Source organism: Frankia casuarinae (assembly GCF_000013345.1).
Classification (GTDB): domain Bacteria; phylum Actinomycetota; class Actinomycetes; order Frankiales; family Frankiaceae; genus Frankia; species Frankia casuarinae.
Genome location: NC_007777.1, coordinates 3,621,106 through 3,636,030 on the forward strand (window position 1 = coordinate 3,621,106; position 14,925 = coordinate 3,636,030).

The 14,925-nt window shown below is 70.9% G+C and carries 12 protein-coding genes; 5 read left to right on the top strand and 7 right to left on the bottom strand.

Annotated features, from left to right (window positions below):
* Positions 1-147: 147 nt before the first annotated feature.
* Together FRANCCI3_RS15355 and FRANCCI3_RS15360 are read right to left on the bottom strand one after the other, a co-directional pair.
* On the bottom strand, positions 148-585 hold the full coding sequence (locus tag FRANCCI3_RS15355) for a DUF3052 domain-containing protein (protein ID WP_011437440.1): 438 nt from the start codon (positions 583-585) through the stop codon (positions 148-150).
* 219 nt (positions 586-804) lie between these two features.
* Positions 805-1,209 carry a secondary thiamine-phosphate synthase enzyme YjbQ gene (locus FRANCCI3_RS15360; protein ID WP_011437441.1) on the bottom strand — a complete coding sequence of 135 codons (405 nt, stop codon included), beginning with the start codon at positions 1,207-1,209 and terminating at the stop codon, positions 805-807.
* Between the two features lie 388 nt (positions 1,210-1,597).
* On the opposite strand from FRANCCI3_RS15360, the gene aceE reads away from it, so the two are divergent.
* Positions 1,598-4,435, top strand: coding sequence for a pyruvate dehydrogenase (acetyl-transferring), homodimeric type (gene aceE, locus FRANCCI3_RS15365; RefSeq protein ID WP_011437442.1), 2,838 nt, complete (start codon positions 1,598-1,600; stop codon positions 4,433-4,435).
* Between the two features lie 1,150 nt (positions 4,436-5,585).
* Positions 5,586-6,422, top strand: coding sequence for a hypothetical protein (locus tag FRANCCI3_RS15370; protein WP_011437443.1), 837 nt, complete (start codon positions 5,586-5,588; stop codon positions 6,420-6,422).
* 41 nt (positions 6,423-6,463) lie between these two features.
* Here FRANCCI3_RS15370 and FRANCCI3_RS15375 read toward each other — a convergent pair whose 3' ends face one another.
* Both FRANCCI3_RS15375 and FRANCCI3_RS28580 read right to left on the bottom strand, forming a co-directional pair.
* Entirely contained in the window at positions 6,464-7,975 is a 1,512-nt protein-coding gene (locus tag FRANCCI3_RS15375; protein ID WP_023841278.1) for a bifunctional phosphatase PAP2/diacylglycerol kinase family protein, read from the bottom strand.
* Positions 7,976-8,191: 216 nt separating this feature from the next.
* The gene (locus FRANCCI3_RS28580) at positions 8,192-8,578 is read right to left on the bottom strand and encodes a DUF5999 family protein (protein ID WP_011437445.1); all 387 of its coding nucleotides are present in this window, start codon (positions 8,576-8,578) and stop codon (positions 8,192-8,194) included.
* A 403-nt stretch (positions 8,579-8,981) separates the two neighbouring features.
* Here FRANCCI3_RS28580 and FRANCCI3_RS15385 point away from each other — a divergent pair, with 403 nt between their 5' ends.
* Both FRANCCI3_RS15385 and FRANCCI3_RS15390 read left to right on the top strand, forming a co-directional pair.
* On the top strand, positions 8,982-10,424 hold the full coding sequence (locus tag FRANCCI3_RS15385; protein WP_011437446.1) for a glycosyltransferase family 2 protein: 1,443 nt from the start codon (positions 8,982-8,984) through the stop codon (positions 10,422-10,424).
* An 18-nt stretch (positions 10,425-10,442) separates the two neighbouring features.
* A complete protein-coding gene (locus FRANCCI3_RS15390; RefSeq protein WP_011437447.1) occupies positions 10,443-12,212 on the top strand; it encodes a hypothetical protein in 1,770 nt (589 codons plus the stop codon).
* Here FRANCCI3_RS15390 and FRANCCI3_RS15395 read toward each other — a convergent pair.
* The gene (locus tag FRANCCI3_RS15395) at positions 12,154-12,594 is read right to left on the bottom strand and encodes a CoA-binding protein (RefSeq protein WP_235462795.1); all 441 of its coding nucleotides are present in this window, start codon (positions 12,592-12,594) and stop codon (positions 12,154-12,156) included. The two genes, FRANCCI3_RS15390 and FRANCCI3_RS15395, sit on opposite strands and share 59 nt — an antisense overlap.
* A 182-nt stretch (positions 12,595-12,776) precedes the next feature.
* Between FRANCCI3_RS15395 and FRANCCI3_RS15400 the strand changes: the two genes are divergently transcribed.
* The gene (locus tag FRANCCI3_RS15400; RefSeq protein ID WP_011437449.1) at positions 12,777-13,094 is read left to right on the top strand and encodes a type II toxin-antitoxin system RelE family toxin; all 318 of its coding nucleotides are present in this window, start codon (positions 12,777-12,779) and stop codon (positions 13,092-13,094) included.
* A 27-nt stretch (positions 13,095-13,121) separates the two neighbouring features.
* Here the strand turns inward: FRANCCI3_RS15400 and FRANCCI3_RS15405 are convergent, their stop codons facing one another.
* Positions 13,122-13,703 (bottom strand): TerD family protein, encoded by a 582-nt coding sequence (locus FRANCCI3_RS15405; RefSeq protein ID WP_011437450.1) that lies wholly within the window; start codon positions 13,701-13,703, stop codon positions 13,122-13,124.
* A 47-nt stretch (positions 13,704-13,750) separates the two neighbouring features.
* Positions 13,751-14,842: an MBL fold metallo-hydrolase gene (locus FRANCCI3_RS15410; protein WP_011437451.1), complete on the bottom strand. Its 1,092-nt coding sequence runs from the start codon at positions 14,840-14,842 to the stop codon at positions 13,751-13,753.
* Positions 14,843-14,925 lie beyond the last annotated feature (83 nt).

The following is a 14,925-nucleotide window of genomic DNA, read 5'->3' on the forward strand; positions in this document are numbered from 1 at the left end:
CACGCGAGCACGGCGGTGCGCGCCTGCCTCGACCCGGACCCCGAAACCGGGGGAACCGGCCCGAACCGACCAGGCCCGGCCGAACCGACCAGGCCCGGCCGGGCCCGGACCGGCCAGGCCCAGCTGGGCCGGACCGGGCACCCTGGGTCAGCGGTGACGCACCCGCTGCGACTTCGGCGCCGCCAGCCGCTGGCCGGACCACTCCTGGGCGACGCTCAACGTGCTGGTCTGGACGAGACCCGCGGTGGGCACCGCGTCCAGCACGTCACTCGGCTCGACATGGCCGGCACGCCCGGCCTTGGGCGTCAGCAGCCAGATCACGCCGTCGTCGGACAGCTGCCGCCGTGCGTCGATGAGGGCGTTCGCCAGGTCCCCGTCATCCTCCCGCCACCACAGCAGGACGATGTCGACGACGTCGTCGGAGTCCTCGGGGACAAGCTCGGTCCCGCTGGCGCTCGTGACGGCGTCCAGCAGGTCCTGGGCGATGTCGTCGTCCTCGTTGAGCGACTGCACCTGGGTCCCGGCGGAGACTCCCAGCCGCTCCGCTCGGCGCTGACCCTCGGCGTTCGCCGCGGTCGGACTCACCCTCCACTACCTCCTGCTCGTATGTCGACGCTCCGCGTAGCCGCGAGGGCGTCCCGTCTCGGTGGACGCATCCAATGATGATCCTCATCGATCGGTGCGCCTCGACCTAGTCCACCGGACCTTCCGGTGACTGCGCAAGTGCCACGCCGTCGGTTGTGGACAAGCGACGGCGTGGTCAGCCTGATGTGACTCCCCGCCAGTACCCCGGAGAGAGCGGAATCATCCCGCCAGGAACGACATCCGGACCGTTCGATCGGGGTTGTCCACGTTGAGGTCCACCAGCGCAATGGACTGCCAGACCCCGAGCGCGAGGCGGCCGTCGATCACCGGGACCGTCAACGAGGGCGGGATGATGGCCGGCATCACATGCGAGCGGCCGTGACCGAGCGTTCCATGTGCGTGGCGCCATCTGCCGTCGGCGGGGAGCAGATCCGCGAGCGCCGCGAGCAGGTCGGCATCACTACCGGAGCCCAACTCGAAGATGGCCACGCCGGCCGTGGCATGCGGCACGAAGACCGACAGCAACCCATCACCGGAACCGGCAAGGAACCGCCGCGCATCGGGTGTGAGGTCCACCACACTTTCTCGCCGGCCGGTGCGCACGGACAGCGTCGTCGTCTTCATCCGGGTCTCCATCAGGGTGATTGTCCACCACGGCGGGGCCCGGCATCGGCCGCACTACGGACGACATGCCAACAACGCACCGCACATCGCCCAGGTCCCGACCCGGAAGTAACAAGACGTACGTGACGAGGCAGCTGCGATAGAGCACGATGGTCCATGACAGGCCCGTTCTCCGGGTGACCCCCCTCTCGGCCACCGAGGGTCGGCCATCACCCAGAGCACAGGCGTCGTATGGGATGAGCGAGCGGCCGGGATACGGCGGCGCATTGATCATGCATGTTTCCACCCCGGTACGTTGCGAAAGTGACCACTGGGCCGACGGTCATACGATCAGGACCTTTTCGCATGGTCGTGACGGCCCCGGGAAGCTCGAGGAGCAGGAGAAGGCGTGGCGCAGGACACACCCCGGAAGTTCTCGGTCATCACCGATGGGCTACCGAGTCAGCTGCCGGATATCGATCCCTCCGAGACCAGCGAGTGGCTGGAGTCGCTCGACGCCGTCATCGAGGAGTCCGGCCGCGGCCGGGCCCGCTTCCTCATGTTGAAGCTCCTCGAACGGGCCCGGGAGAAGGCGGTCGGTGTTCCCGGTCTCACCAGCACCGACTACATCAACACCATCAGCCCGGAGCGGGAGCCCTGGTTCCCCGGCAACGAGCACATCGAACGCCGCATCCGGGCCTATATCCGGTGGAACGCGGCCATCATGGTGAGCCGCGCCAACCGCCCCGCGTTCAATGTCGGCGGTCACATCGCGACCTACGCCTCAAGCGCGAGCCTCTACGAGGTGGGCTTCAACCATTTCTTCCGCGGCAAGGACCATCTCAGTTCCTCGCCGGGAAGTGCCTCGGGTGACCAGATCTTTATTCAGGGTCACGCGTCCCCGGGCATCTACGCCCGCGCCTTCCTGGAAGGCCGGCTGACGGAGAAGCAGCTCGACGCCTTCCGGCGCGAGGGCGAGTCGGGCGGCCTGTCGTCCTACCCTCACCCTCGGCTCATGCCTGATTTCTGGGAGTTCCCCACGGTTTCGATGGGACTCGGGCCGATCGGCGCCATCTACCAGGCCCGGTTCAACCGCTACCTGCTCAACCGCCAGATCAAGGACACCTCGGGCAGCCGGGTGTGGGCGTTCCTCGGCGACGGCGAGATGGACGAGCCGGAGTCAATCGGCGCGCTGGGCGTGGCCGCCCGCGAGGAGCTCGACAACCTCATCTTCGTGGTCAACTGCAACCTGCAGCGCCTCGACGGCCCGGTCCGCGGCAACGGCAAGATCATGCAGGAGCTGGAGTCGCTGTTCCGGGGCGCCGGCTGGAACGTCATCAAGGTGGTCTGGGGCCGCGACTGGGACCCGCTGCTGGCCAAGGACACCGACGGCGTGCTGGTAAACCGCATGAACACCACGCCGGACGGGCAGTTCCAGACCTACTCGACGTCGTCGGGCGAATACATCCGGGAGCACTTCTTCGGCTCGGACGCCCGGCTGCGCCGGATGGTCGCGGACCTCTCCGACGACGATCTGCGCAAGCTCTCCCGCGGTGGCCACGACTACCGCAAGCTCTACGCGGCCTACAAGGCGGCGACCGAGCACGCGGGCCAGCCCACGGTCATCCTCGCGCACACCATCAAGGGCTGGACCCTGGGCAAGGACTTCGAGGCCCGCAACGCCACCCACCAGATGAAGAAGCTGACCAAGAGCGAGCTCAAGGAGTTCCGCGACCGGCTCTATCTGGAGATCCCGGACTCGGCCCTGTCGGGTGACCTGCCGCCCTACTGCCACCCGGGGCCGGACTCTGAGGAAATCGCGTACATGCGGGAACGCCGGGCCGCGCTCGGTGGGTCGATCCCGCGTCGGGTCGTGCGGGCCAAGCCGCTCCCCCAACCGCCAGCGAAGATCTTCGACGAACTCCGGAAGGGCTCCGGCAAACAGCCCGTCGCCACGACGATGGCCTTCGTCCGGCTGCTGAAGGACCTCATGAAGACCAAGGAGATGGGCGCGCGCTTCGTGCCGGTCATCCCCGACGAGGCCCGCACCTTCGGCATGGACGCGATGTTCCCGACGGCGAAGATCTACTCGCCGCACGGGCAGCGCTACGAGGCCGTCGACCGCGAACTGCTGCTGTCCTACCAGGAGTCCGAGACCGGTCAGATGCTGCACGAGGGCATCAGCGAGGCCGGGTCGATGGGCTCGGTGATCGCCGCTGGCACGGCGTACGCCACCCACGCGCAGCACATGATCCCGGTCTACGTCTTCTACTCGATGTTCGGCTTCCAGCGCACCGGCGACCAGATGTGGGCGCTCGGCGACCAGCTCGGCCGCGGGTTCCTGCTCGGGGCGACCGCCGGTCGGACCACTCTCAACGGCGAGGGCCTGCAGCACCAGGACGGCCACTCCCTGCTCCTGGCGTCGACTAACCCGGCCTGCGTGGCCTACGACCCCGCCTTCGCCTTCGAGCTGACACACATCGTCCGGGACGCGCTCGACCGAATGTACGGCGAGCGGGACGACAACGTCTTCTACTACCTCACTGTCTACAACGAGCCGGTGCCGCAGCCTGCCGAGCCCGCGGGTCTCGACCCGGCGCAGATCATCTCCGGGATGTACCGGTTCCGCTCGGCTGAGGACCTGGCCGGCGGGCTTCCGGCGGCGGGGGCCGGCGTGGGCTCCCCGCCGCGGGCGCAACTGCTGGCCAGCGGGACTTCCATCCACTGGGCGCTGGCGGCGCAGGAGATCCTTGCCGCCGACTTCGGGGTCGCCGCCGACCTGTGGTCGGTGACCTCGTGGAACGAGCTTCGGCGAGATGCGCTCGACTGCGACCGCGCCAACCTGCTCAACCCCGAGGCCGACGACGCCGTGCCGTACGTGACCCGTGCCCTCGAAGGGGCCGCCGGCCCGGTCGTGGCGGTCTCCGACTGGATGCGCGCGGTGCCCGACCAGATCTCCCGGTGGGTTCCGCAGCCGTTCACCTCGCTGGGCACCGACGGGTACGGCCGTTCCGACACTCGGGCCGCCCTGCGCCGGCACTTCAAGGTCGACGCCGAGTCGATCGTCGTCGCGACCCTGGAAGCCCTCGTCCGGGCCGGTGAGGTCAAGGCCACCACGGTCGGGGACGCGATCAGGCGATTCGGGTTGCGTGCCGACAAGGCCGGCCTGGACGGGCCCGAGGCGATCGTGGCCGGCATCAGGATCGTGGCCGGCGCCGAGCAGGACGAGCGGCCGATCTCGGGCTGACCGACCCACTCAGGCCCCGGACCACTCAGGTCCCGGATTGCCCAGGCCTTCGGGCCATCCGGGACCTCCCCGGCGCCGACGGAGCCACCTGCGGGCTCCCCGGCGCCGGGGCCCGAGGTCACGGTGCCGGACCGGACCCCCGCGTGGCCCACCCGGCGCGGAGCCCGGGTGGCTGGGTCCGGAAGGTGGGGCCCGGAAGGTGGGGCCCGCGCGATGGAGCCCACCACACCGCACCCGCCGGACCGGATCCCACGGCACCGGAGCCGCCGGGCCGTCCGGCCCCACCGCGCCCGCATCACCGCCTCCAGACCGACCCATCCGGCCCACCGCGTTCGGGCCATCGCCTCCAGGCCCGCCCATCCGGCCCATCCGGCCCACCGCATTCGGATCGGTACCTCCGGGCCACCCCGGCCAGGCAGCGGGCCGCGCACCGAACCCCTTGGCGTCCGATCTCGGCCCCGCGGCCTCGGGTTTCATTCTCCGGGCCCACCGCGTTGCCCCCCTGCATCCAGGCGCGCCCGGTTCCGGCGGGCCCGGCCCGGACCCCCCGGAGGAGTTACCCAGCGCATCGGCACTGTCCGTGATGAACTCCACCGCGCTCGGCTTCATCGGGGTCCACCGCCGTCCCCGATTCGGTTACGCCCCGGGTCTTTCGCGGTACCCCATGTTCCACTTGATGACGCGTTGAGTTCCGCATCGCCGCCGCGGACACTAGTCTCTCGAGGGTGATGTCCAAAGGTTGGTCACGCGGCGTTACCAGCTGTGAAACCGCCGGCGGCGAAGCCCTCCGGCACGTACTCCCGGCCCCCGTCGGTGTCGGAGAGCAACGAAAACCCGCCTGCCGATCATCGCACGGCCACGTCGCGGTCCGGTACGGTCAGGCATCTGTCAGGTCGCTGTCAGGTCAATTGTCAGGTCAATCAGGAGCCGGCCGGCCAGCCGATAACCAGCCGACCGGCCGGCGCGCGGCTGCGGGTCGTGACGAGGCCCGCGCGGCGTCTGCTGCGACGGTCGAGGAGGACGAGGTGAATGGTGTGGCGACGACCACCGCACCCGCGGCGGCATCACCTGAACCGCGGACAGGCGGGAGCGCGGTGAGCCCACGGCGGTCCCAGTGCGGCGTCGCAAGCCGCGTGGACGGGACGGCGGCATGATCCTGCGGGCCCGTCGCATCGAGCGGCTGGAGGAACATCCCAACCTCCGCGGCATTCTCGGCATCCTCGCCCAACTCGTCCACACCACCGACACGGAGCTCGTCTCGCTCGCCGCCGCCTGGCGCAACTCGGGGTACCTCGCCGCTGCCCGGGACAAGGCGCTCTCCCCCGACTCTCCATTGATCGTCGAGGTGCTGGCCGCCTTCGACGCGTTGAGCGCGATCTACGCCGACGACCTCACCGGCGCGGAGTACGTCACCGTCGAACCGACGATCGCCGCCACGGCTCTGCGCGCGATGCGCGACGCGGTCGCCGCCTCCTACTCCCGGCCCATCCTCGGCCGCGCGGAGTACGCGGCACTGATGCGTCCGTGGCGCACGGTCTACCCCCGCGCGCGCTCGCACGAACCCGACCTCGGCCCGGCCGCGGCGGACGTGAAGCGGGTTCTCGCGGCACTCCCGGTCCTCGCCGGGCGCTGCCACGATCCGGACAGCCTCGAGGTCTTCGACGGCCTGCTGGTGTCCGCACTCACCCGCGACGACTCCGCGCATCAGATGGCGATGGACGCCGCCTTCGCGAGCGCCGTGGTGACCGGGCGTCGCCGGGTGTGGACCCTGGTCCGGCGCAGCGCCGCCGAGGGTTTCTGGCGGTTGTGCCCGTACTGCCGCGGCCATCGGGGCACCGATTCGAGCGAGGACCGGCGGGTCATGGAGCTGTGCGCCGACCTGGCCTGCGCGCTGCTCGTCGAGGATCTCCTCGATACCGACCAGTTCACCCGGCTGACCAGCCCGCTGCACACGCTCATCCCGTTGCAGCACCGCCGCGGTCGCTGACGCCGCCGCGGTCCGCCCGGCTGCCGGTCCACCGGCCCGGCTCAGCCGGATGCGCCGGGCCGCCGCGGCCGGTAGACGATCAGTCGGGCTCCGCCCGGAGTGATGACGATGCGTTCCACTCCCTCCGTGACCTCGCCGTCACAGGCGAACGGCAGCGGGCCGGGCTGACGGGATGAGATCGTGACCCGTTCGACCGTGTGTTGTTCGTACACCCGGCTGCGCCCGAGACGGCCGGTCAGCACCGCCCCCACCAGCCGGAGCCGGGCAAGCGACGCCGCGGCGTCGACCACCCGCAGGTCCAGCAGCCCTTCGTCGAGGCGGGTGCGGTAGGTGGGGGCGAACCCGTCGGGCTGGTAGATCCCGTTGCCGACGAAGATCAGCCAGACCCGGCGGTACTCGGAGTCGATCTCGACCTCGAACGGCGTTTCGTGGCGCAGCACCCAGCTCAGCGCGATGAGCATCGCCGGCCACTTGCCGATGCGGCGCTCGAACCGCGCACGGATGGCGACCATGTCCGGGTAACCGCCGAGGCTCGCGGTGTTCACGAAGATGCGGGAGAACCGACTGAACGTCGCGCCGATGCCCTCGGCCCGGCCGATGTCGACGGCGACCGCCGAACCCTCCCGTATCGCCTGCACCGAGTCACCCGCCCCGGCGAGTCCGACGTCCGCGGCGAAGTGGTTGAGCGTGCCCGCGGGGAAGACCGCCAGCGGCACGCCGTGCGCCAGCGCGGTCTGGGCGGCCGCGTTGATGGTGCCGTCGCCGCCGGCGACGCCCAGCACACGGGACCGCGCCGCCGCGGACCTCAGCACGGTTCTTACGTCGCCGCCCGCGTCGACCTCGACGACCCGGGCCCTGGGCAGGTCGGCCCGCAGCACGGCGAGCAGGTCCGTGTGGTTACCCGGACCGGAACGGGCGTTCACCACCACGGTAAGGCCGTCGCCGTCGGGCAGGGCGGGCGCCCACGCCGACGCGGGGCTGGCCCGGGCGGGGGCCCACGGCCGACGCGGCATCACCTTCGTCGTCGCCAGGCCCGCCCCTATCCCCAGCAGCACGCCGGCGGCCACGTCCCCGGGATAGTGCACCCCGACGTACACCCGGGAGAACGCCACCGCGGCGGCGAGCACAGCCACCGGCACCGCCGCGCCGGGTGCGTCCAACGCGACTCCGGTGGCGAAGGCGGCTGCCGACGCCGCGTGCCCAGAGGGGAACGAGAACGTCGTGAGATCCTCGCGAAGCCGCCGCAGCGGGGGAATCGTGTGAGTCGGTGGGCGGTCCCGGCGGAACACCACCTTCATCGGCCCGTTGGCGAGAACGCTCGCGACTCCCAGGGCGAGCAGGCCACGGACGGCCGCCGGGCGACGGCGTCCCTTCGTCGCACCGAGCGCCCCGGCCACCCCCCACCAGAGCAGACCATGATCGGCAGCGTGGGACAGCCGCGGCAGCGCCGGGTCGAGCAGCGGTCTGCCGCCGGCCAGCGCCGCGAACAGCGACCGGTCCGCACTGGTGAAGGCGTGCAGGAACGTCCGGCCCAGCGCGATGTCACGGCGCATGAGGATCCGGACGCGCCGACCGACCCGGTTCTCCGCGGGCCAGCGGGGAGCGGTCCCGTTTCCCGGCCTCGTCACCGACCTTGACGCCACGCCGGCACCGTACCCGTAAGGGGGACACCCAGATCAACTGGGATGAACTTCACATCCTCCCGAACTCCACGGAAGGAGCGAGCAGAAGGAGCTCGCTGTCAGGCCGCGCCTGTCAGAACGCGACCGTCAGAACGCGACCGGGGCCTGGCTCGCCCATCTCGGAGCCGGCGGCCGTGCCACGCCCCCGGGCCGGGGCAGCGCCCGTCGTGGCTCGACGGTGCGACCTGTCGGCAGGATCTCGCCGGTGTCCTCGAACAGAATCACCCCGTTACACAGCAGGATCCAGCCCTGGTCCCAATGCTGGCTGGCCACCCGGGCAGCGTCGCGATCCGCACTGTCCGCCGTGGGGCAGGGCGGACAGTGCGGGCAACCACGTCGCCGGAGCGCGGCTGTGCGTGAGGCGTCAGCGGGCAGGGGAACTGAGGACGGCTCGGGCGAGGAGGGCTCCGGGTCGTCGGTGGGCACCGGGGACGCCGATGCCGGGTCTGAAACGCGAACAGCTTGCACGAGCACCAGACGTTACGCCTCTCCGTAAGAAGCGTCACACCGAGGCGCGTGTGAAGGGGCCGACGTGTCTGCGACCCTTGACTCGCAAGTCAGCGTGGGCAACGGCCGTGACCAGCGCGGATGCGAAACGCGGCACATCGGGAACCAGCCGGACGGACCACGGGGTGTCTACAGCGAGATACCGGTAACAGGACCGGACCATCGGATCGGTAGGTTACGGGGCGGTGGCCGAGCGGTTCCGCCATCCTGACCGCAACAATGACGTGGGCCGGTTCCGCTGATGCGCCCACCTGCATGAACGGCGCCCGTTGTCCCCGGCGACCGGGCATCGACACGGCAGAGCCACGGACAGGCACCGGTGAACGGCCACGGACCCGGACATGCCCGGCCACAAGGGGGGGTACGGACGATGGACGGTGCCACGGGTGTCGGTACCGGTACCGACGCCTTCGGGGGCATCCCCACCGGCGGGGGTTTCGGCCCGCGTGCCGGCGGACAGCCGGTCGAGGTGTCGGTCGTCATGCCGTGTCTGAACGAGCAGGAGTCGGTCGGCGTCTGTGTGCGCAAGGCCCTTGCGGGACTGGCCACCGCGGGTGCCGCGGGCGAGGTCGTCGTTGTCGACAACGGATCCACGGACCGGTCGGCGGACGTCGCCGCAGCCGCAGGTGCCCGGGTCGTCCGCGAGACCCGGCGCGGCTACGGCAACGCCTACCTGGCCGGGTTCGCCGCCGCCCGAGGCCGGCTGATCGTGATGGGCGACGCCGACGACTCCTACGACTTCTCGGATCTGGGCGTCCTGCTCGCTCCGCTGCGCGCCGGGCGGGCCGACTACGTGCTCGGGTCGCGCTTCGCTGGAGAGATCCTGCCGGGAGCGATGCCCTGGCTGCACCGTTACGTCGGCAACCCTGTGCTCACCGGCATCCTGAACCGGCTGTTCGACGTCCGTTCCTCCGACGCGCACTCGGGCATGCGGGCCTTCAGCCGAGAGGCGTACCTGCGTATGCAGCTGCGCTGCGAGGGGATGGAGCTCGCCTCCGAACTGGTGATCGCCGCGGGCCGCGCCGAGCTTCGGATCGAGGAGGTGCCGATCACTTACCATCCGCGGGTCGGGGCCTCCAAGCTGCACTCCCTGCGGGATGGTTGGCGGCACCTGCGGTTCATGCTGCTGCTGGCGCCGAGGCACCTGTTCGTGCTGCCCGGCCTGGTGCTGCTGGCGCTCGGGATCGTGGGCCAGGCGGCGCTGCTGCCCGGCTCGCTCAATCTCGGCTTCCACCGGCTGGACCTGCACTTCTCGATCCTGTTCGCGCTGCTGGCGCTACTCGGCTGGCAACTGGTGCTGCTGGGGGTCTGCGCCGACGTCCACAACCACGCCCTCGGCTGGCAGGAGCGCCGCCGCTGGCCGCTGCCGCTCATCCACCGCCTGTTCACCCTCGAACGCGGGCTTGCGCTCGGCGCGGGCCTGTTCATCGTCGGATTTGTCGTGGACGTGGTCGTCCTCGTCCGCTGGCTGGTCAACAATCTCGGACCGCTCAACGAGATGCGCCCGGCCCTGCTCGCGATGACGCTGATGGTGTTGGGCGCGCAGACCGCCTTCGGATCCTTCTTCCTGCGGCTGCTGACCGCCGGACCCAGCGGGGGGCATCAGCGGGCGTCGGCCCGCGGTACCCGTGCCGGCACGGGTACCGGCACGGGTACCGGCACGGGTACCGGCACGGGTACCGGCACGGGTACCGGCACGGGTACCGGCACGGGCTCCACCCAGGCCGAGGCGAGCGGTCCACGGGCCGACACGCCCGGCCTCGGCCTGTGCTTCGAGGCGCCGGAACACCCGGCCGAGGTCGTCAGGTTCTGAGAACGGCGGATATTCATCATGGCCGTCCTGGGCAGAATGGTCGTCTCGGGCAGACGCCGCTTTCCACCGCTGCCCGGTGACGCCGCGCCCGTCTCCCTATGCGATCCCGCTGTCTTCGGGGATGACCCCGCCTCCGGGAATGACCCCGCGGATGACCTCGCCGCCCCGGGCCGGGTGCCGTCCGGGGAGCACCCCGGCCCGCTCTACGGCCCGAACGCGCGGCGCCGTGAATCGGGTCCGGCCTCCGCCCAGCCGGCCCGACCCGCCCAGCCGGCCCGACCCGCCCGGCCGGTCGCGCGGCATCTGCCCTTCGCGGTTCTCCTGGTCGCCGGGATGACCCTGCGGGTGGTCACCGGGTACGCCTACCGGCCGGCGTTCGAGTTCAGCGGAGACTCCTACGCCTACCTGCGACTTTCCACCCTGCACGCGCCCGACCCGATGCGGCCGGCCGGATACCCGGCCTTCCTGCGCCTGCTGTCGCACACCGGCGACCTGTGGTGGGTGACGGTGGTCCAGCACGTCGCGGGCCTGGCGCTCGGGGTGGGGATCTACGTCCTGCTGGTCCACCGCCGAGTGGCGGCCCCGGTGGCGGCCCTCGCCGCCGCGCCGGTCCTGCTGGACGCCTACCAGCTGGTCCTCGAGCACTACGTGATGGCCGAGACCCTGTTCGCGGTCCTGCTGGTCGCCGCGATGATCGCCCTGACCTGGTCGGCACGACCGTCGGTGTGGGCGTGCGGGCTCGCCGGCCTGTTACTGGGCGGGGCGGGCCTGGTCCGCACCATCGGGGTCGCCATGGGTGTGCTCGCCGTGGGCTACCTGCTTCTTCGTCGCGTCGGATGGCTCCGGCCCGCCGCCTTCGCCGTGATGCTCGCCGTTCCACTCGTCGGATACGCGGGCTGGTTCCACCACGCGCACGGGAAGTACGCGCTCACCGGTGGGGACGCGGTGTGGATGTACGGCCGGGTGGCACCGATCGCCGAATGTGATCGCCTACACCTGAGCACGCGCCAGCTCGTCCTGTGCTCCCCGCATCCGGTGGCGGGGCGGCCCGATCCCAGCTACTACGTCTGGAACGGCAACAGCCCGCACTGGCGGCTCGACATGCCCGACGACAAGCGGGACGCGCTGCTGCGCGACTTCACCCGCCAGGTCATCCGGTATCAGTTCGGTGACTACGCCCGGATGGTCGGCGGGGAGATCGCGCACTACTTCGCCCCGGGCCGACCGGTCGGGCACCGTGACTGGCCGGACGCGACCTGGCGGTTCCCGACCGGTAACGAACCGCGCTACCTACACAACGGCGAGCCACTGCTCGGCTTCCACGGGGACGCGCCCAGCCGCGTCATCCGCGAGCCGTCCGCCGGTTTCCTGCGGAGCTACCAGCATCTCGTCTTCACGCCCGGTCCGGCCCTGGCCGGGATGGTGATCCTTGCCGTCGTCGCGATCATGATCCCGGGACGGGACCGCCGTGCGCCGCCGGGGAACCGTGGCTCCCGGCGCCGGAGAGGCCTGCGGGACCGGGCCGCCGAAGATCGACGGCTGCGGGCGGACATGGCCCTCCTCGTGGCGGCCGGGGCCGCCACGCTCATCGTCCCGGCCGCGACGGTGTGCTTCGACTACCGCTACCTGCTCCCCGTCCTCGTGCTCTTCCCGCCTGCCGCCGCGCTCGCGACCCGCCGGTTCGTGCTGCTCAATCGATCGCGCCGGGCGCCCGCGGAGGAGCCGGGGATCAACGGCTCCAGCCGAGCCCCAGCCGGGGTGCCTCCATCGCCGGGCAGGTGTCCATGACGACGTCCAGCCCGGCCTCGCCCGCACGCGCCGCGGCAGCCTCGTCCCGCACACCGAGCTGGAGCCAGACCCCCTTCGCGCCGATCTTCACCGCCTCGTCGACGAGCGGGCCGGCCAGCTCCGACCGGACAAACAGGTCGACGACGTCGACGGGAAACGGGATCTCGCTCAACGTCGCGTATCCCTGCTCCCCCGCGACCACGGGTGCCGAAGGATGCACCGGCACGACGTGCTTGCCGTGCCGTCGCAGGTAGTCCGCAATGCTGTAGGCGGTCCGGCGGGTGTCGTTGGACAGCCCCACCACCGCCCAGACCTCGGTGTCGGTGAGCATGCGGCGAATGGTGTCGTCATCTCCGAAGCGCATACCCGCATAACCGCCCATGCCGCCCGGTTCATCCGGACCGCGGAAGGACTTCTCAGTTCCCGGCAACGATTCCCGGCAACGGGGGCGAGAAGCACGAGCCCCGGTGGAGGCGGGCGCATAGGATCTTCACGTGGAGAACGTGGAGCTTTCCCCGCTTCCGGCCGCCGGGGGACGGCTGGCCGCCGGGGCTGGAGCCGGCGGTGAGTGACAAGCACGAGGTGACGCTGTCCGCCTCGGCCGAGCGGGACCTGTCGAAGCTGGCCGAGCTCACCCGCGGCGAGGTCCGTCGGTTCCTCGACGGTGCCCTGCGCGACGATCCGCGCAAGGCCGGCACTCCGATCCCCGGCGAGCAGGTCGGCATGCACGAGGCCAGCGGGCGGACCTGGCGGATCCTCTACCGGATCGACGCCAACACACGCTCTGTGCGCGTTATGGTCGTCGCGCCGCGAGGTGCCCGCTCCCGGATCGTGCCAACGATCGGCAACGCCCGCCCCGCAACCGGATGGCGCCGGGTCTGAGCCCGGGCGGTCACGAGGCCCGGGCGGTCAGGAGACGTTGACGCCGAAGTCCAAGGCGATCCCGCGCAACCCGGAGGCGTATCCCTGACCGACAGCGCGGAACTTCCATTCCCCACCGTAGCGGTACAGCTCACCGAAGATCATCGCCGTCTCCGTGGAGGCGTCCTCGGTGAGGTCGTAGCGGGCCACCTCCGCGCCGTTCGTCGCGTCCGTCACCCGGATGAACGCGTTGCGGATCTGGCCGAAGGCCTGCCGACGCGAGTCGGCATCGTAGATGGACACGGTGAACACGACCTTCGCCGCCTGCGGGGTCAGCATCCGCAGGTCGACGTTGATCTGCTCGTCGTCACCGCCGCCGCCACCGACCAGGTTGTCACCCAGGTGCTTCACCGCACCGTCCGGACTCACCAGATTGTTGAAGAACACGAAATAGCCGTCGGAGAGGACCTGGCCGGCGTCATTCACAATGATCGCGCTGGCGTCGAGATCGTAGGCGGCACCGGTGGTCTGCCGCACCTGCCACCCCAGGCCCACCGTCACGGCAGTGAGGTTGGGGGCGACCTTACTCAGCGAGACATTGCCGCCCTTGGACAGCGACACGGAGGTCATATCCTCACCTTAGTACGAATGGTCCCCGCCCTGCCGACCGGCGGGCCCTACGGCTCGATCAGGCGCCACCGGTCTGGTGTTCCCGGCTCGGAACGCGCCGCGCCGGTTGCCTCCAGCGTCGCGAGGTACGACATCGTGTCCATCACGGCGTTCTGCAGCGCCACCCCCCGCAGGTTGCGGAACGGCCGATGCCAGGTCACGTATCCGGCGACGTCCCAGACCCGCGAGGCACCCGCGCGCAGTCCCTCGACGACCTCGGACAGCCGGCCGGCGTGATGCGCGTCGAGCTCCGCGAGCCGGCGCTCCAGCCCGGTGAACCGGTACTCGTGCGCCGGCAGCACCTCCTCGGCCGGCAGGCTCCGCAGCCGGGCCAGCGAACGCAGGTAGTCCCCCAGCGGATCAGGAACGGCCTCCTCCGGCGCGGATACCCCGACCGCCGTCGAGGGCAGGACGTGGTCCCCGGAGAACAGCAGCCGGTTGGTCGGCTCCCAGAAGCAGAGGTGTCCCGGCGAATGGCCCGGTGTCCACAGCGCGGTGAGATCCCAGCCCGGGATGTCCGGCCGGTCGCCGTCTTCGAGGAGGATGTCGGGTCGCGATAGGCCCGGGGCCGGCTGCTGGTAGCCCGCCAGCAGCCGCTCGGTCATCTCGGCGGGCGCCCCGGCCCGGATCATCAGCTCGGAGATCCGGTCGGCGTAACCATGTTCGAAGTGCCGGAGCATCGCCTCGTCCAGGCGATGCAACGAGACCCACGCCCCGGATGCCTCCCGGATCCGGTTCGCCAGGCCGTAGTGGTCCAGGTGCGCATGGGTCACCACGACGCCCCGCACGTCGGCCACCGACATCCCGATCATCGCCAGTCCGGCCTGCAGCTCGTCGAACGCCTCGTCGAAGTCCCAGCCCGCGTCCATCAGGAACGGGCCCGTGGAGGTCTCGAAAACGTACACGAACACGTGCGCCGGTTTGGCCCAGGGCAACGGGACGGGAATACTCCACAGTCCCGGACGCACCTGCTCGACCGGTGGCAGGGGCCGACGCCACCGCGCGGCACCGTCCCGGCCGGCCCGCTCCACGGCCGGCTGCGGCCCGGTCTGACGCGGCACACCGACATCCCCGAGAGCAGCGTCCACGACCTCACCCACCCGTTTTCTCCGGCGCCCGACGGCGCGTGCATCGCGTACCGCGGCGCCCCGGGCCTGCGGCACCCGTCTCTGGGCCTGCGCCA

What these genes read in the sequence shown, in the direction of transcription:
- FRANCCI3_RS15360 (WP_011437441.1), bottom strand. Translation starts at nt 1,209, where the DNA reads ATGAAGACGACGACGCTGTCCGTGCGCACCGGCCGGCGAGAAAGTGTG.
- FRANCCI3_RS15370 (WP_011437443.1), top strand. Translation starts at nt 5,586, where the DNA reads ATGATCCTGCGGGCCCGTCGCATCGAGCGGCTGGAGGAACATCCCAAC.
- FRANCCI3_RS15390 (WP_011437447.1), top strand. Translation starts at nt 10,443, where the DNA reads ATGGCCGTCCTGGGCAGAATGGTCGTCTCGGGCAGACGCCGCTTTCCA.
- FRANCCI3_RS15405 (WP_011437450.1), bottom strand. Translation starts at nt 13,703, where the DNA reads ATGACCTCCGTGTCGCTGTCCAAGGGCGGCAATGTCTCGCTGAGTAAG.
- FRANCCI3_RS15375 (WP_023841278.1), bottom strand. Translation starts at nt 7,975, where the DNA reads ATGCGCCGTGACATCGCGCTGGGCCGGACGTTCCTGCACGCCTTCACC.
- FRANCCI3_RS15395 (WP_235462795.1), bottom strand. Translation starts at nt 12,594, where the DNA reads ATGGGCGGTTATGCGGGTATGCGCTTCGGAGATGACGACACCATTCGC.
- FRANCCI3_RS15385 (WP_011437446.1), top strand. Translation starts at nt 8,982, where the DNA reads ATGGACGGTGCCACGGGTGTCGGTACCGGTACCGACGCCTTCGGGGGC.